Origin of the sequence: Nocardiopsis protaetiae (genome assembly GCF_045446735.1) — a bacterium.
GTDB lineage: Bacteria > Actinomycetota > Actinomycetes > Streptosporangiales > Streptosporangiaceae > Nocardiopsis > Nocardiopsis protaetiae.
Genome location: NZ_JBJJBV010000005.1, coordinates 1 through 22,760, shown reverse-complemented (window position 1 = coordinate 22,760; position 22,760 = coordinate 1). Strand labels below are relative to the sequence as shown.

Here is a 22,760-nt window from a genome sequence, read left to right as displayed (position 1 = left end):
GGCCGGGGCCGAAAACCTCCGGAGCCGCCGTCAGAAAAGTGTGTCGGGCTCCGCCTCCGGGCCGCCGCCCGCCGGCAGCGGTGTGAGCAGGTCGGGGCGGTTGTTCTTGATGGTGTTGACGTCGGTGGACACCTCGTCCACGGCGAACCGGTCCGCCGGGGTGTCGGCCATGATGTGCATCAGCTCGTCGGGCCCGGTGCCCGGGTCCAGCCACGCGTCCCAGTCCTGCCGGGGCACGATGACGGGCATCCGCTCGTGGATGTGCGCGAGCGCGGGGGCGGCCTCGGTGGTGATGACGGCGCAGCTCCACACCCAGCCCGCCGGGTCCTCCTCGGGGGCCTCGGGGTCGCGCCAGCGCTCGAAGATCCCGGCCATCGCCAGCGGCTCCTCCCCGCCCGGGTAGTGGATGGAGTAGGGCTTCTTGTCCGCCTTGGCCTTGCGCTTCTTGTGGTCGGGGTCGGTGGCGGGCGAGGTGCTGGCCTGGACGGTGCCGTCCCTGCCGATGAGCTGCCACTCGTAGTAGGCGTCGGCGGGCAGCAGGCAGCGGCGGCGCCGGAACGCGGTGCGGAACGCGGGCTTGTCGGCCACGGTCTCGCTGCGCGCGTTGATCATCCGGTAGCCGATGTTGCGGTCCTTGGCCCAGGAGGGGATGAGCCCCCAGCGCAGGGTGTGCAGGGAGCTCGGCCCGGACGCCACCGTGTCCCCGCCCTGCGGGGGCGGGCCGAGCACGGCGTACACCGGGCGGCCGGGCGAGATGTTGTAATCCGGCTCCAGCTCCTCCAGCGGCGGCCAGGCGCGGGTGTCCACGTCCTCGCCGGGCAGGGACTCCTCCGGGAGGCCGAAGTCGAGCCTGAGCTGCTGCACGTTCCTGGACTGGGCATAACGACCGCACATGCGTCCGATCCTACGCCGACGGCACCGGCTCCCCACCCGTGACATCCGAATCCGCAGGCGTTCGCGCCTCTTCCGAGTTCTCCCGCACCTCGTCGGGAGCGCCCCGGCCACCGCCCCGGGAGCGGTCGCGCAGCGCGAGCACACCCCCGGCGACCAGCAGCAGGCCGCCGGCCGGGCCCAGGGCCCAGGGGGCCCACGAGTCCAGCGAACGCAGCAGCAGCGAACGCACCCGGGCCTGCTCGGCGCGGCCCGCGATCTGCTTCTCCTGCAGGCCCAGCTCGGCGTAGAGCAGCCGCACCTCGCCGGGCGCGTTCTGCGGGCGCAGCGTCTCCAGCCGCGCCTCGTGGGCGTTGATGACCGTGCCCGACACCGGTTCCACCCAGTAGGTGCGCATCACCTGCACCCAGCGCCCGGCGGTCACCGTGCCCTCGGCGCCGGGGGTGAACAGCCACGCGGGGACCTCGCGGGCGGATTCGGGCACCTGGGTCGCGGAGATCTCCTGCGTGTAGCGGCGCACGGTGAGCCCGGCGACCTCGTCGTTCCCCTGGAACTCCATGACGGGCGCGGCCCGCACCTCGGCGTCGTAGAAGGGGTGGTCGGCCTCCCCCACCCCGGGGGGCCAGGAGAACACCAGCCCGGCCTGGCGGACCGCCCGGTCGCCGTTGACGTGCTCGCCGCAGCAGTTGACGGCGCGTCCGGTGTCGCGGTCGACGATGGCGCGGCGGCTCCAGTGGTCGATCATCGCGCCCTCGGCGACGGTGTCCACCGACATCTCCCAGGCCGACCAGTCCGGGCCGTGGGCCTGGGCGCTGACGGACGTGTTGCGGACGATCCGCACCCCGTCCACCCACACCCAGTGGGAGGTGTCCAGGTACCCGGCGCCGTCGGCGACCATCGTGACCTCGAACCGGCCCTGGGCGGGCAGCACCGCCACCCGGTCGTACACGTACAGGGGCAGCATCGCGGCCAGCGTCAGCAGGAAGGCGCCGACCGCGGCCAGGAGCGTGCCCCGGGGCAGGGGGCGCCGCCCCGGGGTGTCGTCCGCGCTCATGTGCGGGCCTCCTCGTGGTCGCTCTCCCGGCCGCCGTCGCCGGTCACCGGGTCGGGTCCGGCACCGTTGCCGCCGTCGCCGTTACCACCGCTTCCGTTGCCGCCGCCGCCCGGCACGGCCGGGACCGGAGCGGCCGCCCGCTCCGCGACCGCCGGCCCGGGAGCGTCCCGGTGCCCGGCGGCCCGCCGCGGGTGGGCGTCGGCGCGGACCGGGTCGGGGCGCTGCCCCAGGGCCAGCACCAGGCGGGCCAGCGCGGGCAGGCACAGCAGCTGCGCGACCCAGCCGCGCAGGGGCTGGCCCACCAGGTCGGTGACGTCGTGGAACGGCATGTGGATCGCCAGGTGGGTGCCCGTCGCCATCGCCAGCCCGGCCAGGCCCAGCGACAGCGCCACCGGCCACGGCCCGGCCAGCGCGGGCAGGAGCCGCCCGCCCATGGACGGGCTGCCGGGCTTGGCGTGCCGGAGCCGGGTGGGCGCGCGGCGGCCCAGCCACCACATGCACAGCAGGATGACGCCGACCATCGCGGCGCCGACCGCCCCGGCGACCCACACCCCGTACGCCAGGCCCAGCGGCAGCACGAACCAGCGCGAGGGCCAGGCCGCCCCGGCCGCGGGCAGGGCGCGCGAGCCGCGCACGGCCCCGGCGGCCAGGGCGCGGCCGCCCGGCAGCAGGCGGCGCGGCCACAGGGCGGCGACCACCAGCAGGGCGGCCAGGACGCCGCCCGCGATGAGCGCCCGGTGGTAGGCCGCGTCGGGGGTGTAGGTCAGGGTGACCGTGCCCGCGCTGCCCGCGGGCAGCAGCCAGCCCTGCTTCCAGCCCTCCAGGCGGATCGGCTCCAGGACCTCCCCGCCCTCCAGGCGGGCCTGCCAGCCCTCGTTGTGGTTCTCGTTGACGACGAGGAAGGAGTCGGTGCCGACGGCCCCGATGTCGAAGCGGCGCTCCCCGGGGCCCCATTCGTGCACGGTCGCGGGGGCGGTCAGGGAGACCTCGGGCCGCTCGGCGAACGACTCGCCCGACCCCACCACGGCGGAGCGGACCTCGTACCGGTTGCCGGGGTCGACGACGACGCGGTTCTCGCCCGCCACCAGGTCCAGCGCGGTGCAGCTCTCGTAGCGCAGCGGCCGCCCGGTGAGCTGGTCGGCGAGGGTGCCCTCGCTGATCCGCGTCTCCACCCGCTGGCCGTTGACCCGCAGGGTGGGGCCCAGGCCGCAGGCGGTGGAGGCGTCGGCGTCGGGGACCGGGTCGACCGGGGCCACGCCGGGCAGGGCGATGGTGCCGATCTCCAGGGCCTGGCCCTCGGGGCGTTCGAACGTGATGCGCACCTCGTCGGCGGTGAACGGGGCGAAGTCGACCCGGCCGCTGCCGTCCAGCCACCCCTCGCGGACGGTGCCGCCGCCCTCGACGGTGACCTTGATGGGGCGCAGCACGCTGTCGGCGCGCGGGAAGTCCACCGCGAGGTGGCCCAGTTCGACCGCCTCGCCCAGCTCGATGTCGAGCCAGGGGTGCTTCTCCTCGGGGTCGGGGTACCAGACGGTGCTCTCGTCGTCGTCCAGGGCGCCGCGGCCCATCGCCGCCGGGTGCTGCACGGCGGTGGAGGAGGCGGTGACGTAGGGGTGCGTCCCGGCGCGGTTGGCCGCGTTCTCGGCCTCGCGCGGGTCGGTGAGGACGACCTCGCCGGACACCGAGTGCGGGGCGGCGGCCGCGGCCGAGGACAGCTCGAAGGTGCGGTCCAGGCGGCGGGCGTCCTCGCCCTGCACTTGGAGGCCGCTGTTGCACACCCACACGTGGGAGCCCTCCATGCACCCGGGGGCGGTGCCGGTGGACCCGGTGAAGAGCAGGGTGCCGGCGTCGGCCGGGCCGGGCACGCGCAGGGTGCGGGCGGGTTCCAGGCCGGGCACGGAGATGGAGGTGATGCCCACCCGGGTGCCGAACCGGTACTCGGGCTCCCAGGCCAGTTCCTCCACCCGCAGCCGCAGGGTGGTGGTGGCCCCGGGCGGGACCATGACCTCCTGGGGGTCGCCGGTCTGGGCGACGGGCGCGTCCACCTCGCCGGTGTCGGTGACGACGCTGATGCGGGAGGGCGGCGGGTCGTTGGCGAACTGCTCGAACGCGACCGTCAGCCCGGTGAGGTCCTGGGGTTCGGCGAACTCCACCTCGATCCACTCGCCCAGGGCGCCGGTGAACGCGCTGGAGCGCCACGAGGTGGTGAGGTCGTCGTCGAGCGCGGCCTGCGGGCCGTGCCCGGGGTCGCGGTCGGCGGCGCGGGCGCCCGCGCCCGCCTCGGAGGAGGAGGCGCGCACCGACGCGATCCCGATGTCCTCGGCGTGGGCGGTGTAGCCCTCCCAGGCGGGGTCGACGATGTCGGGGGCGGGCACGTCGCGTTCGAGTTCCTCGTCCTCGGTGAGGGTGGCCGACACGTTGCGGCGCACGTCGGGGTAGACGACCTCGCGGCGGCGGGCGGTGTCGGTGACGATGGTGTTCTCCGCGGACACCTGCTCGGTGCCGGGGTCGTCGCCCAGCAGCACCGGCCGGTCGTCGGTGATCAGCCCTTGCTCGGCCAGGTACAGCAGCGATTCGGGGCCGCCGGTGACGCGGACGGCCTCGTCGGCGGGCACCACGCCCACCGTCGGGGCGGCGTCCTCCACCTCGTAGATCGTCAGCGCCGGGTAGGGCTGGTCGAACCACTGCGAGGCGGACTGGTGGTCCAGGGAGCCGATGAGCGACCCGAACTCGGCGACCGGCCTGATGCCGGGCGAGGAGTTCAGCGCCTGGTGGACGCGGGCCGGCCAGCCGCCGTGGTTGTCCACGCGCTGGATGTCGTTGCGGACCAGCAGGTGGGTGACGCCCATGCGGGCCAGGGTGGCGGAGAGCCCCTCCGAGCCGCGCCCGGAGGACACCCGCTGGTCGATCTCGTGGGTGAGCCGGGAGACGCCCGCCGAACCCCACGGGATGATCTGGTGGTTGGTCCAGGCGCCGTCGAGGAGGGGTTGCAGCGGCTCGTCCAGGGGGCGGCCCCACTCGTACTCGCCGCGGCCGGAGCCGGGCAGCGCCATGGTCATGCCGCGTTCGTCGGAGCGGTCGTTGAGCCAGTCCACGGCCTCGCGCCAGTACCCGGGGATGGCGACGAACCCGCCCGCCGGGGCCACGCCGACGGTGGCGATGGGGATGAGGGTGACCAGGAACGCGGTCGCGCACACGGCGGCCACGGTGCGCCGCACCCGCCCGGAGACGGGTTCGCCGCGCCGGTCGGCCCGGTCGCGGGCGACCACCACGGGCAGGTGGGCCAGGCCCAGCACCAGCGGCAGCCGGATGAGCGCGTCGAACTTGTGGACGTTGCGGAACGGGGCGAGGACGCCGTCGAGGAGCTCGCGCATGGTCCCCGCGAACGGGCCGGTGAGGTCGCCGGTGAAGCCCGCGACGACGATCGCCGTGCCGGTGAGCAGGGTGGTGACCAGGAAGAGGCGTTCGGGGGTGCGCCGGTTGATGAGCCCGGCCAGGCCCAGCCCGGCGACCAGCGCGGTCACCGCGATCAGCCAGGGGGTGAGGGACAGGGCCGCGCCCGAGGGCAGCGCCGTGTTGCCCTGGTCGGGCAGGAAGCCCATCCAGTTGGAGGTGCCGCGCAGGGCGTTGAGCAGCGAGGTGATGCCGGTGGTGACGGCGGCGTCCTCGGTGTAGGGCATGAACGAGTACACGAACCGCGACATGAGCAGCAGCGGCGCGATGTACCAGAACGTGGCCAGGACCAGCGCCACCGACCACCAGAGGATCATCCGCCGCTTGCGCGGGCCGCGGGCGCGGGTGAGCAGGTACAGGCCCGGGACGATGAGGACGGCCAGCTCCGAGGCGGCGTTGGTGCCGCCGCACAGCAGGAACGCCGCCCCCGACAGCAGCGCCATCCGGGCCGGCGGGTACCCGTGCCGGGCGCCCAGGATGAGCGGCAGCAGCACCCACGGCATGAGCAGCATCGGCTGGAGCTCGGCGGAGTTGTACGACAGCAGCGTCAGCACCCGGGGGGCCAGCGCGTAGGCGACGCCGGCCAGGATGCGGGTGTTGACGGTGCCGATGTCCAGCGCCTCGGCGACCTTGTACACGCCCAGGAACGCGGCGATCAGCAGCACCGCCATCCACGAGCGCTGGACCAGCCACTCGGGCATGCCGAGCCACTCCAGCGCCAGGTGGAAGGGGGCGTTCGGGAAGAAGTACCCGTAGGCCTGGTTCTGGATCTGCCCGAAGTAGGAGGCGTCCCACAGGTGCAGGGCGCGCTCCATGAACCCCAGGGGGTTGGCCGTCAGGTCGAGCTTGGTGTCGCTGACGATCCGACCGGGGTCGATGCTGGCCGCCAGCGCGCCCAGGAGAAGGCACACCGCGAGGACCTTGAGCCGCCGCAGCAGCCTCTCGTCCACTCCCCCGGGGACGGGGGGCGGTGTCCTGGAATCCTCCGGTTCGCGCCTGGCGGTGGATTCCGTCGAAGTCACTTCTCTGCTTTCCTGCCTGACGTGGTGTCGGGGGCGTCCGCGCCACCGGGGAGATCGAGTTCGCGGGCGACCAGGCGGGTCATCTCCGCGCCGCTGGCCTCCCAGGTGAAGCGGTCGGCCCAGGCCCGGCAGGCCCGGCGGACGGCGGCTCTGCGGTGGGGGTCGGAGAGCTCCTTCAGCGCCCGGGAGACGACGTCGGCCAGTTCCTCACCTTCGCGCACCAGCCATCCGGTTTCTCCGTCCCGGACCGAATCGCGCAATCCGTCCACATCGTAGGCCACGGTGGGCACGCCCAGGCGGGCCGCCTCGATGACGGTCAGGCCCCACCCCTCGAACTCGGAGGCGGTGACGTGCAGGTGGCTGGAGGTCAGGACGCTGTTCTTGTCCTCCTCCGGCAGGAACCCGTGGAGGCGGACCCGGTCGGCGGTGCCGTCCCGGGAGATCTGCTCGGCCAGGTGCTCGCCCTCGGGGCCGCGGCCGACGATGTGGACACGCAGCCGGGGGTGCTCGCCCTCCAGGGTGCGGGCCAGGTCGGCGACCTCGGAGACGCGCTTCTGCACCACGAGGCGGCCCAGGCTGACGATCGCCGGGTCGCCCATGTCGTCGGGGGCGTCGTCCAGCGGTTTGAGGGGGCCCTGCACGCCGCCGTTGTGGATGATCTCGATGGGGGCGCGCCAGCCCAGCTTCTCGCGCAGGGCGCGGCGGGAGGACTCCGAGACGGTGACGGTGGTGCAGTCGCGGTAGACCCACGAGGCGACGGTGGACTCGATGAACCGGCCGAACCACGCCAGCGGCGCCGAGAAGTAGGCGTTGAACTGGAGGTCGTGGACGTGGTGGACGACGCTGACCACCCTGGTGCGGCGGCGCAGCACCAGGCGGGACAGGAAGGGGATGCCGTTCATGCAGTCGAAGGCGAGCTGGTACTCGCGGCGCCACAGGGCGAGCCAGGCCATCACGCGCGGGTAGACGGTGAAGCGGCCGCCCATACGGCGGATGACGATCCCGTCCTTGGTCTCCACGCGGGCCTGGTGGGGCTCGCGGCTGGTGAGGAAGGTGACGATGGCGCCGCGTTCGGCCAGGTGGCGGCTGATCCGCCAGGCGTACTCCTCGGCGCCGCCGGCGGCGCTCTGCCAGGGGTCGCGCCAGTTGACCATGACCAGGCGGACACCGTCGAGCCGGGGGCCGAGGTCGATGGGTGCCTCCTCGGCGACCGCCGGGACCGGGGCGGGGTTCGCGGTGACCGTGGGCAGGCCTCGGTGGTGGACCTTCGAGAAGACCACGCGCTCTCCTTCCGCGGGGTGTCCGGGAGGCGGCGCGTTCGACACTCTTCGCATTCAAATGAACACGGAGAGCGATGGCGCACGGGAAGAACGGTGCGCACGCCGAACAGGCCCATCGGCCGGACGTCTGTGGGGACGGGGGCGGTCGGGACGGGCGACCGCAGGGACGAGGGAACGGATGGGCGCCCCGCTGGGGGCGAGGCGCCCGAAGGACCTCGTTGAACTCGGGCGGACTAGCGGTCGCCGTAGTTGTAGAGGGTTTCGTTCACCGGTTCCGCGGTGGCGGTGGACTCGGTGGCGACGTTGGTGACCACGTAGGCCGACCCGCCAGCCAGAGCCGCACCGATCACGCAGGCGGCGATTACCTTGATCACTAGGGGATCTCCTTCCGCGCGCCCGGACGCCGTTCGACGCCGGTGCGCTGGAACCCGAGACTAGAACCTGATCTAGCTACAGACCAGATGATTGCCCCAACTGTAACTAACCCGCAGGTAACTTCCAACCCCGAAATGTCGGCTTCTTCCGCCTTGATCGGCCCTTCGAGCACCTCAAGCAGGGTGAAACCGGACCCCTCGACCACCACCGAGAACCCGTCCGCCTCAGACCAGAACCGGTTATCGACCGGGGCGGACACCGCCACGTACCGAACACCCAGCCCGGCCAGCGCCGCCGCGTCCAGGGACTCGGGCAGCCCGGTCCCGGGGTCGATGCCCAGCACCCGGGCCGCCTCCCGCGCCCGGGCGTCCTCCCCCCGCACCACCACGGTCCCGCCGTCGGGGGTGCCCACCACCAGGTCGTCGTTCCAGACCGTGCGGCGGTCGAACAGCCTGGTCGCCGGGTCCAGCACCACCACGGGCTCCCCCGACCAGCCGATTCCCCGGTAGGCGCTCCAGGGCAGCACCAGCACCGCCCCGGGCCGCCCGTCGGCGGCCACCGCCGCCTGCGCCTCCCGCCACTCCTGGGGATACTCCACGGGCGTCAGCGCCCCCTGCGCCCCCCACCACAGCCCGAACGACAGCACCACCGGCAACCCCGCCAGCGCCGCCCCCGCGCCCAGCCCCACGATCCGCCCGGCCGCTCCCCGCTCCCCCGCGGCACCGCCCGCCTCAGAGGCTCCCGGCGCACCAGACGCCTCGCCGCCCTCGACCGCCCCTTCAGCTCCGGAGGCCCCCGAAGGGAGCGCGGGCCCGGCGGCGGTGCCACCGGTACCGGAGGCCACCGGCACACCGGGCGTCATGCCGCCCTCGACCGTCCCATCGGCCCCGCAGGCGCCCGGCGCGCCAGGGGTCCCGCCGATCCCAGTGGCCACCGGCGTATCAGGCGTCCCGGTGTGCTCGGCCGTCCCGGCGGGCCCAGCGGCGCCCGGACCGACCGCGGGCCCGGCGGCGGTGTCACCGGTACCGGAGGCCACCGGCGCACCGGGTGTCCCATCGGCGGTGGGGGGCAGGGTGAGCCAGTGGGCGACGGCGCCCAGGCCGAGGGCCTGGAGGAGGGCGAGGGGGGCGACGTAGAGCTGGCCGTCGCGCAGCGGGCCGAAGCCCGGCCACAGGTCGATGAGCGCCGCCGTGAACTCCCGGCCCGGGGCGGTGACGCCCAGCAGGGCGATCCCGAACCCCAGTAGTGCCGCGGCGGTCAGCCCCGGGCCGAAGGCCGGGCGTTCGCGGTACAGCCACCAGGCCCAGCCCGCCACGGCGGCCAGGCACAGGGCCAGCCGCAGAGCGGTCAGGCCCGGGTCGCCGTGGTGCACCGGCACGGCGTTCGCGTTCCATATCCCGCCCAGCAGGAACAGCGACCCCACCGTTCCCAGCGGGGTGTCGGCCCGCGGTGCGAAGGCCTCCACACCGGCCGGGTCGGTCGTCGCGCCAGAGGCGCCCGCCGCCAGCGCGGGGACCAGCCAGGGCAGCGAGACCACGGCCAGCGCCGCGGCCAGCAGCGCGCCGCGGCGCGGGCCGCCGCGGCCCCACAGGGCCACCGGCCCGGCGGTGAGCGCGGTCAGGACGACCGAGGAGAACCCGCCCACCGCCGCCGGGATCAGCGCGCGCACCACGCCCGGCAGTGGCCCGCGCGCGGCCCCCACCGCCCAGGGCAGCCCCGCGTAGCCCAGCAGCACCGCCCACTGGCCCAGCAGCAGGCGTTCGGCCACGAACGGGTTCCACACGTACGCCAGGCCCGCGGCGGAGGCGGCGATCAGCGTTCCGGCCCGCGGCGGCCCCAGGGCGTCCGACATCAGCCGGGCAGCGCCCGCCGCGCCCACGACGAAGACCGCCGCCAGCGCCAGCGACTGCACCACGTCCCCCGGCAGCGCCCGGGACAGCGCCGCCACCACGGCGTCGCTGGGGATCGCCCGGGGGAACCCGTCGGCCCCGCGCAGCACCGTCGGCAGCGACAGGTCGGGCACGAACACCATGTCGTAGCGCAGCACGTAGCCGCGTCCCAGCGCCGGGCCCAGCGCGAGCACCGCCGAGACCAGACCCACCGCCCAGGACAGCCAGCGGGACATGCGCGCCCCCTTCACCGCTAGGACCGGGCCGTCAGGATCGAGTCGGAGAACCGTCCCTCGACGTAATCACGGTAGGTTCGCACGACGATCTCGTAGTCGCCCGACACCGTCACCGCCCACCGCGGGTCCCGGCCCGTCGACCCCAGGGTGCGCCACCCCTCGCCGTGGTCGGGGCCCAGGTCGTCGCGCCGCTCGCAGCGGGGCTCCCCGGGCGGGGGCGGCGCCACCGGCGGTTCCGGGTCCGGCCGGGGGTCGGGCCGGGGCGTCGGGGTCGGCTGCGGGTCGGGCGGTGCGGGGCTGGGGTCGCCGCCGCCCGGCGGCGGCTCGTCCGGCCCGTCGTCGGGCCCGCGCGCCCCGCCGTCGGGGTCGGCCGGTGCCCGCCGGTCGTCGGCGAAGGTGCAGCTCAGCGGCCGCACCCACACCTCGTAGTGGGTGGCGTCCTCCACCCGCTCCCACACCAGGGTGGCACCGCCGTCCTGGAGGCGGATCCAGGCCGGGCCCGGCGGCGGGTCCTTGCGCCACACCAGCTGAATGGGCTCGGAGGCCTCACCGGCGTCGCGCCCCTTGAACGGGATCACGGTGAACTCGTACCGGGCCCCGCTGAACAGCCCCTCCACCAGCGCCGAGCGCTCCCCGCCGTCCTCGTCGATCTCCAGCGGCAGCACGGTCTCGTCGTCGGGGTCGGGGCTCACCCGGCGCTGGGTCACCCGGTAGTCGGTCGCCCCCGGCACCGCCGCCCAGCTGAGCACCAGCCCGTCGTCGCCCTCCTCGGGCCGGGGCTCGGGCGCGGTCGACGGCCCGACCGCCACCTCGGGCAGCGGCCGCGTGTAGGCCGGGCCCACGCCCAGGGGCTCGGCGAGCGCGTCGGCGAACGCCGCGGCGATGCGCAGCTCCCCCCGCGCGTTGGGGTGCGCCTCGTCCCAGTTGTCCCGGACGGGCGAGTACCCGTCGGCGACCCGGGCGATGACGACCGGCGACTCGGCGGAGGTCAGCTGTTCGGCCAGGGCGACCACGCCCATGTTGAAGCGGGTGATCTCGGAGTTGGCCCGGGCGTCGTCCGCGGTCCCCTCCACCGGCGGCAGCTCGCCCACGACGAACCGGGTCTCCCCCTGGACCACGCGCACGGTCGAGATGGTCTCGCCGACCCCCTCCAGGGCGTGGTCGGCGTTGCCGCCGGACAGGATGTCGTCCAGCCCGGCGAGCAGCAGCAGGTACTGCGGCTCGTACTCGGCGGCCTGCCGGGACACCTCGTCGGAGAGCTCGCCGGCCGAGTACCCCCAGCGGGCGGCGTGGTCGCGGTCGAACCCGGGCTCGGCGTAGGAGTCGTCGCCGAACTCCTCGCCGTCCAGGTCGTAGAGGTCGTCGTAGGGGCCGACGAAGTCGACCTCGACCCCGTTCCCGGTCAGGTGCCGCCACAGGTGGTAGCGCCAGGTGCGGTCGCCGCTGCTGCCCTGGGTGAGGGAGCCGCCGACCACCATCACCTTGAGCTCGCCCGGGGGCGGCCCGGGCACGGGGACCGGGCCGTCGGCGGCCGGGTCGCCCTCCCCGGTCAGGCCGGAGGACCCGGCCTGGATGAAGAGCAGGGTGACGGCCATCGCCGCCAGCATGATGCCGAGCAGGCCCAGGGGCCCGGGTTCGAAACGGGAGGTGCCGGAGCCTCGGTGGCGCCAGGCGGCCAGGCCGCGCCAGGTGAGGGTGCGCCAGCTGACGTCCTGCCAGGTGAGGGTGCGCCAGTACGCGACGCGTTCGCCGATCCCGGCGCGCAGGGCGTCGCGCCCGTGGGTGAAAGCCTCCCGCAGCGGGGCCCGGACAGCACTCGGCTCGGCTCCGTCCTCTGCCGCAGAGGATGCGGAGGCGTCCTCCTCGGGCTCACCCGGGTCCCGCACCGTTCCCCAATCCGACCGCCGCAGCGGCATCGGAACGTGTTCTAGATCAGCCGCCGTCGCACTACCAAGCCACTGGTAGAACTGACAAGGCCTGGCGGCCACAGCACAAAGCTGGCCACACCAGACTAGAACTGGTTATATGGAAGCCGTCAACCCGAGTACGCCCTCTCTCCGGGGAACCCCGAGGAAACGGGGCCACCGGGAGAGCAGGGGACAGGGCCGCAGAGCATGACGTTAGCGGCACCGCGTACCCGGCGCGACACACCCCCTCCCGAACCCCGCCGCCGTCCCCGATCCGAAAGGCGCCCGACGTGATCGGACTCGTGGTCGCCCTGCTGGCCGCCGTGGTCTACACCGTAGGCCTCACCGTGGAGCAGCGGGCCCTGCACGGTTCGGAGTCGATCTCCATCAACCGCCCCCTGCACCTGGCCCGCGTCCTGCTGGGCAACCCGCGCTGGGTGCTCGGCTGCGTGTTCGCGGCGCTGGGCAGCGTCGGCCTCATCGTCTCCCTGGGCCTGGCCCCGGTGTCGATCGTCCAGCCGGCCTTCGCCGCCGGGGTGGCCTGCGGCCTGCTCGTCATGACCCTCGTCCTGGGCGAGCGCATCACCCGCGGCGAGTACGTCGCCCTGGGCCTGATGCCCGTGGCGCTGGGCCTGCTGGGCCTGTCCACCGCCGACGGCGGCGAGACCGGCACCACCGCGCACACCCCCCTGCTGGTCGCCGTCAGCGTCACCACCGTCATCGCCTGCGTCGCCGTGATGGCGTTCGTCGGCGGCCGCGGCCGGTACGTCTCGGCCGCCGCCATGGGCGCCGCCGCCGGGCTCGCCCAGGGCAGCGCCGGACTCCAGGGCAAGGGCCTGGGCGGGCTGCTCAGCGACCACGGCCTGTGGAACGCGATCGTCCCCGCGCTCCTGTCCCCGTTCCCCTACCTGTACGCCCTGGGCTGGGCGGTGGGGATCGTGCTGTTCCAGACCTCCATGCAGCGCGCCCGCGCCTCGATCACCGCACCGGTGTCGAACGTGGTCGGGAACGTGTTCATGGTCGTGGCGGGCACCCTGCTCTTCGGCGAGAGCCTGCCCGAGGACCCGGTGCTGCTGGGCCTGCGGGTTGGCGGCTTCGCCCTGACCCTGGTCGTGGTGGTGCTGGTCCGCGGCAACGTGGCCCGGGCCGAGGCCGACACCAGCCGCAAGCGCGCCGCCTCCCTGGTCGAGAGCTGACAGGGCGCTGACACGGCGCTGACGCGCTACCGACACTGACACGGCACCGACGTGGCGCCGACGGCACTGACACGGAGCTGACACGACACCGACACCACAGCGCTGACACGGCACCGCCGGGACCCCCGTCGGGGCCCCGGCGCTCGGCTGATGTCAGGCGGCGACCGAAACGGCCTGGCGCAGCCCGGGGGCCGCGACGTCGGCCCAGGCACGCAGCACGTTCTCGGGGCGCTCGGTCTCGTCCTCGGCCAGGATCAGGCCGGGCTCGGCGACCCAGGCGCCCAGGTCGGCCAGGAGGATGCGCAGGTCCTCCTCGATGCCGTGGCTGTTGCGCAGGTCGTCCACGACCGCCAGCGGCACCGCGACGGTGTGGCCCAGCCCCAGCTCGGGCAGGCGGTCGAGGAACACCTTGAGCAGTCCGGTGTAGGTGCCGTGCGCCTGCGGGGAGGCGACCAGCAGGACATCGCTCTCGCGCACCCTGGCCAGGGCGCCGTCGACGGCGGCGGAGGATTCGGCGAGCAGCTCCGGGCCCAGGTCGCCGAGGTCGATGACCTCGGGGGCCCCGGTGACGCCGGCGCGGGCGGCGATCTCGGCGGCGGCGGCCAGGGCGGTGGAGCGGATGGAGGCGCGGGAACGGGGGGCGGCGACGAGCACGGTGAAGCGGGTCATGCGAGAACTCCTGGGTTCGGTCAGAGCGAGCCGGGATCGACCGGAGGAACCGTCGGGGGCGGTGATCGGGACCTGATTCCCCGACAGTGGGGATTGCGGTTCGGTGACACCGGAGAGGACCGTCGTTCCTCTTACCGACACGGTGCGCGGACCTCGTCGTCCTGGACGTGGTGTGTCGGGTCTGGCGGGGCTGCTCCCTCAGGCCGGTGTACGGCCTGGGACCCAGAACTGGGAGAAGATGAGCGTCCGGTGTCTGCGAAGGTCGGACCACGGGGTACACCCGTGGCGCGGGGCGCGGGGCCCCGCTGGGCGCTAGCTACGACAGAGCGCGCTCGCCTGCTGTCTGAGATCGACGTGCAGGCGCTGGACAAGCAGCTCACCGGCGGACATGCCTCCATCATGGGGCGACGCGGCCGCTATCGTCAATGCGTACCGGCGACCCTCCTGGAACCCGTTCCGCCCCGGATCGGACGGTCCACCTTTCGGACAGGCGTCCCGAAGAGCGGGATTTCCCAGCTCCGCAGGGGGTGTACGGGTCGGCGGCGGGGGTGCACGCCCCGCTTCCCGAAGGTTCGGTCACACAAATGTAATGTGCGACACACATGCCCTGCGCACGGGGTTCGACGCGAGAGAGAGTCACGAACATGGTGCACGACCCCGTCACGCTCACCGGCGCGCGAGTGGTCACCCCCGACGGTGTCCACCGGGGCCGCGTCCGGATCGAGGGGGGCCGGATCGCCGCCCTGGAGCCCGACTCCGCGGACGCCCCCGCCGGGCGGGTCCGCGACCTGGGCGGGGCCTGGGTGGCCCCGGGCCTGGTCGACGTCCACGTCCACGGCGGGGCGGGGCACGCGTTCCCCGACGCCGACCCCGAGGGCGCCCTGGCCACGGTCCGGTTCAACCGCTCCCGCGGGGTGACCTCGATGGTGGGCGGCCTGGTGGCGGCGACCCCGGAGGACACGGTCCGCCAGGTGGCGGCGCTGGCCGAGCTGTGCGACGCGGGCGAGCTGGCGGGGATCTACCTGGAGGGCCCGTTCATCGCCCGGTCCAAGTGCGGCGCGCACGACCCGGACCTGCTGCGCGACCCGGACACCACCGAGTTCGACGCCTGGCTGAAGGCGGGCCGCGGCCACGTCCGCATGATCACGGTGGCTCCGGAGCTGCCCGGCGCCCTGGACCTCGTCCGGGCGGCCGCCTCCTCCGGCGTGGTGGCCGCGGTGGGGCACACCGAGGCGTCCTACGAGACGACGCTGGCGGCGGTGGACGCGGGGGCGACGATGGCCACCCACATCTACAACGCGATGCGGCCGCTGGGCCACCGCGACCCGGGGCCGATCGCGGCGCTGCTGGGCGACGAGCGGGTGACCGTGGAGCTGATCATGGACAACGTCCACGTCCACCCGGGTGCGGCCGGGCTGGTGTTCGCGGCGGCGGGCGCCGGGCGGGTGGCGCTGGTGACCGACGCGATGTCGGCGACCGGGCTGGGCGACGGCGAGTACACGCTGGGCGACCTGCGGGTGCGGGTGAGCGACGGCGAGGCGCGCCTGGTGGAGACCGGGGCGATCGCCTCCAGCACGATCGTGCTGCCCCAGGCGGTGCGCAACGCGGTGGAGGGCCTGGGCGTGGACGTCCCCGACGCCGTGCGCTCGGCCTCCTCGGTCCCGGCGGCGGCGCTGGGGCTGTCGGGCGCGGGCCGGATCGAGGTCGGGGCGCCGGCCGACCTGCTGGTGCTGGCCGACGACCTCTCGGTGGCCGAGGTGCTCTATCGGGGCGAGCCGGTGGAGTGACGGCGTGTCGTCACAACGTTTCGTAGTCGTTATTCGACGCTGAGTAACAATGGCGGTGGACCACCGACCCGGTTCAACGATGCGAAAGGATCCACCGCCATGACCCGATCCAGACAGGAAGAGGGGACCTGCGCACCCTCGGAGGAGCACGGGCACCTGGACAAACTCGCCGATGAGCTGTCCCGCTACGACGTCCGCGCGGACGTGGTGGACGACCACGGCCCCTGTCTGCGGGTGAGCAACCCGGCGTCCACCTACGCGGTCGAGGACGTGATCTGTGAGCGCCGGGAGTACGACTACGCCTTCATCGCCTCCTTCGGCGTCTACCTGGGCAGCAGCGGCAGCCTCGGGGTCACGGCGCACAAGGTCGCCTGGCTGGTGGGAGCGACGAAGGCCTGACCACTCGACGGCGGGGCGGTGCCGGGTCGGCACCGCCCCGCCGTCGTGCGGGGTTGGCCCCCGGCCGCCCCTTACGACGTAGATTCCGTTTTGCGCCCTATGCCCGACTCGACACCAATGGTCACCTGATTGGCCCTTTTCCCGTACCCGGCCGGGGGTCTAGGGTTCCGCACGGACACCACGCCGAGGAGAGGGAGCGCCCCATGGAACACGTCGCGTTCGGCCGCACCGGACTACAGGTCTCCCCCATCACCCTGGGGTGCATGAGCTACGGGGAGCCCGACCGGGGCACCCACCCCTGGAGCCTGGACGAGGAGGCCTCCCGGCCGTTCATCCGCCGGGCCCTGGAGGCGGGGATCAACTTCTTCGACACCGCCAACGTGTACTCCGACGGCACCAGCGAGGAGATCGTCGGCCGCCTCCTCGACGAGCACGCCGACCGGGACGAGATCGTCCTGGCCACCAAGGTGTTCGGCCGGATGCGGCCCGGCCCCAACGGGGGCGGGCTCTCCCGCAAGGCGATCATGACCGAGATCGACCACAGCCTGCGCCGCCTGGGCACCGACTACGTCGACCTCTACCAGATCCACCGCTGGGACCCGAACACGCCGATCGAGGAGACCGTCGAGGCCCTGCACGACGTCGTCAAGGCCGGCAAGGCCCGCTACGTGGGCGCCTCGTCCATGTACGCCTGGCAGTTCGCCAAGGCCCTCAAGGTCGCCGAGCTCAACGGCTGGACCCGGTTCGCGAGCATGCAGAACCACTACAACCTGCTCTACCGCGAGGAGGAGCGGGAGATGCTGCCGCTGTGCGCGGACGAGGGCATCGCCGTCCTGCCGTGGAGCCCGCTGGCGCGCGGCCTGCTCACCCGGGAGTGGGGCACCGAGACCGAGCGCACCAGGGGCGACGCCTTCGGCGGCACCCTCTACCGCGACGGCGACCGGGAGATCGTGGACGCCGTCGGCGCGATCGCCAAGGAACGCGGCGTGTCCCGGGCCCAGGTCGCCCTGGCCTGGCTGCTGCGCAACCCCGCGGTGACCTCGCCGATCGTCGGCGCCACCAAGCCCCACCACCTGGAGGACGCGATCGCCGCCCTCTCCCTGGAGCTCACCGACGACGAGGCCGCCGCCCTGGAGCGCCACTACACCCCCCGCCCCATCGCCGGCCACTGAGGGCCCTCACGGTTCCGCCGCCTCGGACGACCCGTCCGGGGTGGCGTCGACCGTTTCGCCTCCGGCCCGGTCTCGGGCGACCGCCGCCGGCAGCCGGGAGGCATTGGCGGGAGAACGCAGCAGGTAGGCGGTCTCCCGCCGGCCGTCCGATTCCGACTCGTCCATGGGGGACATCATCCCCGAGACGTCGTACGGCGGGGACATGATCGGGTGATGGGCACCCCGTTCGACGACCTGGGACACCCGGTCCCCCTGCCGGACCGGGTGCGCGAACCGTCACCCGTAGTGGTAGCGCGCCTGAACGATCCTCACTTCGTCCTGGGTCACCCGGTAGATGATGCGGTGTTCATCCGTGATGCGGCGCGACCAGTAACCGGACAGGTCTCCTTTGAGGGGCTCCGGCTTGCCGATGCCCTCGAACGGCATCCGTCGTATCTCCTCGATCAGTCCGACGATCCTGCGAGCGATCTTCTTGCCCGCCTCCAGCCAGTAGCGGAAGTCCTCCCAAGCCACCGGATCGAACCGGACCTCCCTCACCGGTCCTCCGCCATGTCGGAAAGTTCGTCCAGAGTGACGTCGACCTCTTCGCCGCCGGCCTGGTCGCGGGCGATCGCCGCCAGCAAGCGTGAGGCGTTGGCAGGGGAACGCAACAGGTAAACGGTCTCCATCCAGCCGTTCCAGTCCTCCTCGCTCATCAGGACCGCGTTACCGTGCTGGCGAGAAGTGATGTGGATGACGTCGTGATCCTCATGGACCTTCTTGATCAAGGGGTAGAGGTTCGCTCTGGCCTCGTTCGCGCTGATCGACATGATCCTCCTCTTGACTCGTACGGCTTTACCGTACCAGAGAGACTTGTCCCTAGTAAGGTGGTCATGGCGCAGAGGTCCTGGCATCAAGGTTCTGATCCGTTTGCGCACCGGGGAAGCGGCTCAGCCCGGCTCTGCGGCGGTGACGCGGATCTTGGACTGCCCGTGCGGCAGCTCCTCCCAGTCCTTCATGAACCGGGCGCGCAGCCCGTGCTTCTCCGCCAGGGCGACGAGCGTCTCGGTGCGGTAGTAGAAGTCCTCCCGCAGCACGTGGTGCTCGGCCCCCTCGGTGCGGTCGAAGGTGAAGTCGAAGAACCCGCCCGGGGCGAGCACCCGCCCCACGTTCGCCAGGCACTCGTCGATGACCTCCGGCGGCGAGTGGGAGAACACGCTGTGCGCGTGCACCACGTCGAAGTACCCGTCGGGCAGGAAGTCGAAGGTCAGGTCCCGGACCAGTGTCAGGTGCGGCAGCTTGTCCTGGAGCCCCCGCGCGGCCAGCGTCTCCTTGGCGGAGATGAGGATGTCCGGGGAGATGTCGATCCCGTAGTACCCGCCGATGTCCAGGTGGTCGATGAACCGCCACCCGGCGCGCAGGTTGCCGCAGCCGATCTCCAGCAGCCGGTGCCCGGGCAGCAGCCCGTGGCCGACCAGGTAGTCGAACTGCATCCGGCCGAGCTCCAGCCAGCGTTCCTCGTTGCGGCTGCCCACCGCGGCCCTGGGGTCGCGGGCCGTATCGGCGGCCATCACCGCCCGGTAGTAGGAGACATGGTCGCGGTGGCGCAGCCGCAGCCCCAGGTCCCGGGCGGAACGGCGCAGGTAGGGCCCGACCTTCCCCGGGTTGCGCAGGGCGTAGCGGACCTTGTGCAGGAGGGAGGCCCGGTTGCGGTTCAGGGGGGCGGAGGACATCGTGGTCTCCCATCGAACGGGGATGGAGGGTGAGAGGCTACCCACCCTCCCGTGCGAACGACAGGGGGTGTCCGTTTCCGATCTCGCCTCAGTGCCGGTCGCGGACCAGCCGGATCACCCGCGCCCCGGCCCACATCACGCCCACGACCAGTCCCGCGCCGACGAGCGCCCCCACCACGAGTCCGGCCAGCTCCTCGGGCCCCTCGGCGGCCAGCCGCCCGGTGGCCGCCCGGTACACGATCGAGCCCAGCGAGACCGCCACGACCACCAGCGACGCCGCGATGACCGCGATCCCCCTGGCCCCGAAGAAGGCCCGCCGGGGACCGGGCGCGGGCAGGTCGTCGAGTTCGGCCTCCGGCCCGGCGGTGGCCGCCCCGGGGCGCTTGAAGTAGGCGATCACCGACCAGTGCCCGCACGGCTCCCAGCCGTCGGGGGCCAGCCGCTCGGCCAACCGCTCCCGGTCGGCGCGGCCGGTGCAGACCTCCTGGCGGTACTCCCAGGTCTGCGGGTCCTCCAGGTCCCGGCGGCCGACGAACCGGCCCAGCCGGTCGATCCGCTCCACCTCCCAGCCCTGGGCGCCGAACCCGTTGAGCCGCGCGGGCGCCTCGAAGGAGTCGGCGGTCCACAACAGCTCCTCCTCGCCGACCTCCCCCTCCTCCTCGGGGACGAGCGAGTCGGCGAACTCCCCCACCGGCCCGAACTCCTCCTCCGGGTCGGCGCCCCCGTCCGCCACGTGCGCGGACAGCTCCTCCAGCAGCGCCCGCGACCTCTCGGCGTCGACGCCGCGCGCGGCGAGCCGCTCGGCCAGCTCTTCGAAGTAGGTCATCGGTCCTCCAGCACGGTGCGGACGGCGGTCTCGAACTCACGCCAGGCCGCGGTCTGTTCGGCCAGGACGGTGCGCCCGGCCTCGGTCAGCCGGTAGTACCGCCGGCCCGGCCCCCTGTCGGCGGCCCGGAACTCGGCCTCGACCAGCCCGGCCTCCTCCAGCCGGTTGAGCACCGGGTAGAGCGTGCCGCCCTTGATGGTCCCCAGCCCGGCCTCGTCGAGCCGCTTGGCGATCGCGTACCCGTAGCTCTCGCCCTCGGTCAGGCCGGCCAGCACCAGCAGGTCCAGCACGCCTTTGAGCCAGCTCGACCGGCGATCGGCCCTCATCGGGCGGCCACCTCCCCATGCCGGGGAGCGAACGCCAGGGAGCGCAGGTCCAACAAGATGTGCAGCACGATCGGCACGAACAGGCTCCCGGTACTCAAGTAGACGTTGGTCAGCACGAAGCCGACCAAGGTGACGAAGACCAGTCCCACCGGCCCCTGGTACAGGTGCCCCAGGACGAAGATCCCCAGGCTGATCCCGGCGGCGACCACGGGGTCCAGGCCCAGCCCCACCCCGACGGCGATCAGCAGGCCGCGGAAGACCAGCTCCTCGCAGATTCCGGCGGTGACCGAGGCGCCCGCGCCCCACCACCGCTCCCGCGCGGTGCGCGGCAGCAGCGCGGCGACCGCCTTCTGCCCGGGCATCAGGAACCCGGGGGCCTTCCGGCCGACCAGGGTGACCGCGACCATCGCGACGGCCATCCCCACGACGGCCCCGGCAAGCGTGTCCCACTCCCCGTTCATCGGGACCAGCCCCAGCTCGGCCAGGCCTACCCCGGGCGAGACCAGCACCGCCAGCAGGGCGACCCCGGTGAGGGCCCACCAGGCGGCGATGCCCTGCCCGAACATCCGCGTGAGCGCCCGCGGATCCTCGTCCCGCACCCGCTCCAGCTCCGCGTAGGCGCGCTTGCCCCACCACGGCTCCACGGCCACCAGGTACAGGACGATCAGGGCGACGAGCCCCAGACCCCACACGGAGAACACGACAACCTCCTAGGTCGGACTATCTAGACGATAGCCCTACCTAGTTAGGAATACAACCTAGGTCGCCGAACCGACTCACATCCTCAGCAGGATCTCCCCCATACGCGACGCCACGTCGGACTCCTCCAGGTCCCACTCCCCGTCCCGGACCACCGCCCCGGTCGCCCAGAACACCATCGGCCCGCCCGGCACGTGCAGCATCTCCGCGTACGCCGTGCCGTTCCCCCCGTTGTGCCAGGCCACCGTCCGGCCCTCCACCTCCAGGACCACCCACCCGTACCCGTAGTGCGACGACCCCTCGGCGTCCTCGGCCACGTGCGGCGTGAACATCTGTTCCAGGGCCCGCTCCGACAGCACCTCTCCCCCGTCCAGGGCCCGGTGCCAGGCCAGCATGTCCCGCGCGGTCGACAGGATCCCGCCGTTGCCCCGCAGGTTCCAGTACGGCCCGTCGTCCGCCCACGGATGCTCGTACGGCCGCCCCACCGAGACGCCCTGAGCGTCGTACTCCACCGCGACCTCGGCGTCGTCCCACTCCGGCAGCACGTACCCGGTCCGCGTCATCCCGGCGGGCCCGAACAGCGTCTCCGCCAGGAACCCCTCGTAGGCCCCGGCCACCACCTCGATGACGGCGGCCAGCAGCGCGTAGCCGACGTTCGAGTACAGGTAGCCCTCCACCGGCTCCGCGGCCACCGCCGCCGCGATGAGCTCCTCCCGCCCCAGCGGCTCGTAGTCGTCCCCCACCGACTCGACCAGCCCACCCGTGTGCGTCAACAGCCGGTGCAGGCTGACGTCCCCCAGCCGCCCGACCGCCCCGGGCAGGAAATCCCCCACCCGGTCCTCGACGGACAGCTCCCCGTCCATCTCCAGCCGCAGCACCCCGGCCGCGGTGAACTGCTTGCTCACCGAGCCCACGTCCCGCACGGTGTCCATCCCCACGGCCACCAGCGGCTCACCGCCGTCCGCCGCCACCACGCTGACCTCGGGCCCCTCCGGCACCAGCGCCGCCAGCCGCTCCCGCGGACTCCTCGACCCCCGCCACACCACGGCCCCACCCCCCACGGCCACAGCCGCGACGGCACCCCCGACCAGAAACCCCCGCCGAGTCCGCATCCCCACGCCCTTTCCCCCTAGCCGAACGCAGGGCCAGGGCGCGAACCCCCATCATGCCCAACGGACACCGGAGGGCACCAGCCTTAGCCGACACCGACGCCCACGTCGGTCTCCTCCTCACCCTCGCCGACCAAGCCACAAAAAGACCCCGCCGTAAGACGGGGTCCACCCATAACAAAAACCCGAAGGGCGGCTCCATCAGGAGTCGCCCTGAAAAACCAACAGCGCAGCCGATGAACACAACGCCCGGGATTCCAGCGGCACGGCCCGCACCACCCCCATGAAAAAAGGCGACTCCGCAGGAGTCGCCCGACAAGGGTTCCAGCAACGCGGCCACCGGACCAACCCGCGGGCGCAGCCCGCATCACGATGTAAGAGCCCATCACGCCCGGCTCAACGATCCCCGCGACCCCCGCCCCAGGGGGTCACCTCGGGGGGTTCGGGGGGTCTCCCCCCGGCAGGCACGACGAAGGCGACTCCTGCGAGGCGGCCGAAGGCCCCCGAGCATGAGTCGCCCCGAGTCGAGCCGCGGGCAGCCCGCATCACGATGTAAGAGCCCATCACGCCCGGCTCAACGATCCCCGCGACCCCCGCCCCAGGGGGTCACCTCGGGGGGGTCGGGGGGACTCCCCCCGGCAGGCACGACGAAGGCGACTCCTGCGAGGCGGCCGAAGGCCCCCGAGCATGAGTCGCCCCGAGTCGAGCCGCGGGCAGCCCGCATCACGATGTAAGAGCCCATCACGCCCGGCTCAACG

20 protein-coding genes are annotated in these 22,760 nt (G+C 73.3%); 4 read left to right on the top strand and 16 right to left on the bottom strand.

Annotation, left to right across the window (positions count from 1 at the left end):
- Window positions 1-30: 30 nt before the first annotated feature.
- From ACJOT3_RS01465 to ACJOT3_RS01435, 7 genes are all read right to left on the bottom strand, one after another.
- Window positions 31-894, bottom strand: coding sequence for an SOS response-associated peptidase (locus tag ACJOT3_RS01465; protein WP_406967900.1), 864 nt, complete (start codon window positions 892-894; stop codon window positions 31-33).
- Window positions 895-904: 10 nt separating this feature from the next.
- A complete protein-coding gene (gene pgfA / locus ACJOT3_RS01460) occupies window positions 905-1,945 on the bottom strand; it encodes a cell envelope lipid trafficking protein PgfA (protein ID WP_406967898.1) in 1,041 nt (346 codons plus the stop codon).
- Complete coding sequence (locus ACJOT3_RS01455) at window positions 1,942-6,420, bottom strand: alpha-(1->3)-arabinofuranosyltransferase (RefSeq protein WP_406967896.1); 4,479 nt, start codon at window positions 6,418-6,420, stop codon at window positions 1,942-1,944. Before ACJOT3_RS01455 ends, pgfA begins: the two co-directional genes overlap by 4 nt.
- Window positions 6,417-7,700, bottom strand: a complete 1,284-nt coding sequence (locus tag ACJOT3_RS01450; RefSeq protein WP_406967894.1) for a glycosyltransferase family 4 protein — start codon at window positions 7,698-7,700, stop codon at window positions 6,417-6,419. The genes ACJOT3_RS01455 and ACJOT3_RS01450 overlap by 4 nt, the downstream gene beginning before the upstream one ends.
- A 233-nt stretch (window positions 7,701-7,933) precedes the next feature.
- Complete coding sequence (locus tag ACJOT3_RS01445; protein WP_406967892.1) at window positions 7,934-8,074, bottom strand: hypothetical protein; 141 nt, start codon at window positions 8,072-8,074, stop codon at window positions 7,934-7,936.
- Window positions 8,074-10,200, bottom strand: coding sequence for an MmpA family trehalose lipid delivery protein (locus tag ACJOT3_RS01440; RefSeq protein WP_406967890.1), 2,127 nt, complete (start codon window positions 10,198-10,200; stop codon window positions 8,074-8,076). The genes ACJOT3_RS01445 and ACJOT3_RS01440 overlap by 1 nt, the downstream gene beginning before the upstream one ends.
- Before the next feature lie 17 nt (window positions 10,201-10,217).
- Window positions 10,218-12,086, bottom strand: coding sequence for an SGNH/GDSL hydrolase family protein (locus tag ACJOT3_RS01435; protein WP_406967888.1), 1,869 nt, complete (start codon window positions 12,084-12,086; stop codon window positions 10,218-10,220).
- 311 nt (window positions 12,087-12,397) lie between these two features.
- Here ACJOT3_RS01435 and ACJOT3_RS01430 point away from each other — a divergent pair, with 311 nt between their 5' ends.
- On the top strand, window positions 12,398-13,303 hold the full coding sequence (locus ACJOT3_RS01430) for a hypothetical protein (RefSeq protein ID WP_406967886.1): 906 nt from the start codon (window positions 12,398-12,400) through the stop codon (window positions 13,301-13,303).
- Window positions 13,304-13,456: 153 nt separating this feature from the next.
- Here ACJOT3_RS01430 and ACJOT3_RS01425 read toward each other — a convergent pair whose 3' ends face one another.
- On the bottom strand, window positions 13,457-13,972 hold the full coding sequence (locus ACJOT3_RS01425) for an NADPH-dependent FMN reductase (RefSeq protein WP_406967884.1): 516 nt from the start codon (window positions 13,970-13,972) through the stop codon (window positions 13,457-13,459).
- A gap of 644 nt (window positions 13,973-14,616) precedes the next feature.
- On the opposite strand from ACJOT3_RS01425, the gene nagA reads away from it, so the two are divergent.
- From nagA to ACJOT3_RS01410, 3 genes are all read left to right on the top strand, one after another.
- Window positions 14,617-15,759 carry an N-acetylglucosamine-6-phosphate deacetylase gene (gene nagA / locus ACJOT3_RS01420; RefSeq protein WP_406967882.1) on the top strand — a complete coding sequence of 381 codons (1,143 nt, stop codon included), beginning with the start codon at window positions 14,617-14,619 and terminating at the stop codon, window positions 15,757-15,759.
- A 99-nt stretch (window positions 15,760-15,858) separates the two neighbouring features.
- Entirely contained in the window at window positions 15,859-16,158 is a 300-nt protein-coding gene (locus tag ACJOT3_RS01415; protein WP_406967880.1) for a hypothetical protein, read from the top strand.
- A gap of 203 nt (window positions 16,159-16,361) precedes the next feature.
- Window positions 16,362-17,330 carry an aldo/keto reductase gene (locus ACJOT3_RS01410; RefSeq protein ID WP_406967878.1) on the top strand — a complete coding sequence of 323 codons (969 nt, stop codon included), beginning with the start codon at window positions 16,362-16,364 and terminating at the stop codon, window positions 17,328-17,330.
- A gap of 6 nt (window positions 17,331-17,336) precedes the next feature.
- Here ACJOT3_RS01410 and ACJOT3_RS01405 read toward each other — a convergent pair whose 3' ends face one another.
- From ACJOT3_RS01405 to ACJOT3_RS01370, 8 genes are all read right to left on the bottom strand, one after another.
- Window positions 17,337-17,495 carry a type II toxin-antitoxin system Phd/YefM family antitoxin gene (locus ACJOT3_RS01405; protein WP_406967876.1) on the bottom strand — a complete coding sequence of 53 codons (159 nt, stop codon included), beginning with the start codon at window positions 17,493-17,495 and terminating at the stop codon, window positions 17,337-17,339.
- Between the two features lie 111 nt (window positions 17,496-17,606).
- The gene (locus ACJOT3_RS01400; protein WP_406967874.1) at window positions 17,607-17,867 is read right to left on the bottom strand and encodes a Txe/YoeB family addiction module toxin; all 261 of its coding nucleotides are present in this window, start codon (window positions 17,865-17,867) and stop codon (window positions 17,607-17,609) included.
- Entirely contained in the window at window positions 17,864-18,139 is a 276-nt protein-coding gene (locus ACJOT3_RS01395) for a type II toxin-antitoxin system Phd/YefM family antitoxin (RefSeq protein WP_406967872.1), read from the bottom strand. Before ACJOT3_RS01395 ends, ACJOT3_RS01400 begins: the two co-directional genes overlap by 4 nt.
- 120 nt (window positions 18,140-18,259) lie before the next feature.
- The gene (locus tag ACJOT3_RS01390; RefSeq protein WP_406967870.1) at window positions 18,260-19,042 is read right to left on the bottom strand and encodes a class I SAM-dependent methyltransferase; all 783 of its coding nucleotides are present in this window, start codon (window positions 19,040-19,042) and stop codon (window positions 18,260-18,262) included.
- A gap of 88 nt (window positions 19,043-19,130) precedes the next feature.
- A complete protein-coding gene (locus tag ACJOT3_RS01385; protein ID WP_406967868.1) occupies window positions 19,131-19,868 on the bottom strand; it encodes a DUF2812 domain-containing protein in 738 nt (245 codons plus the stop codon).
- Window positions 19,865-20,194 (bottom strand): PadR family transcriptional regulator, encoded by a 330-nt coding sequence (locus ACJOT3_RS01380; RefSeq protein ID WP_406967866.1) that lies wholly within the window; start codon window positions 20,192-20,194, stop codon window positions 19,865-19,867. Before ACJOT3_RS01380 ends, ACJOT3_RS01385 begins: the two co-directional genes overlap by 4 nt.
- Window positions 20,191-20,895 carry a CPBP family intramembrane glutamic endopeptidase gene (locus tag ACJOT3_RS01375; RefSeq protein ID WP_406967864.1) on the bottom strand — a complete coding sequence of 235 codons (705 nt, stop codon included), beginning with the start codon at window positions 20,893-20,895 and terminating at the stop codon, window positions 20,191-20,193. Before ACJOT3_RS01375 ends, ACJOT3_RS01380 begins: the two co-directional genes overlap by 4 nt.
- A 75-nt stretch (window positions 20,896-20,970) precedes the next feature.
- Window positions 20,971-21,960: a serine hydrolase domain-containing protein gene (locus ACJOT3_RS01370; RefSeq protein ID WP_406967862.1), complete on the bottom strand. Its 990-nt coding sequence runs from the start codon at window positions 21,958-21,960 to the stop codon at window positions 20,971-20,973.
- Window positions 21,961-22,760: the final 800 nt, after the last annotated feature.